The sequence below is a fragment of the Rothia sp. HMSC069C01 genome, from assembly GCF_001814655.1.
GTDB lineage: Bacteria > Actinomycetota > Actinomycetes > Actinomycetales > Micrococcaceae > Rothia > Rothia dentocariosa.
In genome coordinates this window covers 1-202 of record NZ_KV817404.1, presented here as the reverse complement: position 1 = coordinate 202, position 202 = coordinate 1, and the positions used below count along the sequence as shown (strand labels likewise).

General features: G+C 55.9%; 1 tRNA gene and 1 rRNA gene. Both read left to right on the top strand.

The features are described from left to right. The first annotated feature begins 2 nt into the window (after positions 1-2). Positions 3-75: transfer RNA gene (locus HMPREF2981_RS06820), tRNA-Ala, on the top strand. A gap of 3 nt (positions 76-78) precedes the next feature. Then, a 5S ribosomal RNA gene (gene rrf, locus HMPREF2981_RS06815) occupies positions 79-195 on the top strand. Positions 196-202: the final 7 nt, after the last annotated feature.

Here is a 202-nt window from a genome sequence, read left to right as displayed (position 1 = left end):
GCGGGGGCGTGGCGCAATTGGTAGCGCATCTGCTTTGCAAGCAGAGGGTTAGGGGTTCGAGTCCCCTCGCCTCCACGTTTCGGTGATTATAGTGAGAGGGAAACGCCTGGTTCCATTCCGAACCCAGTAGCTAAGCCTCTTTGCGCTGATGGTACTGCACTTTGATGGGTGTGGGAGAGTAGGTTGTCGCCGGACTAGTTTT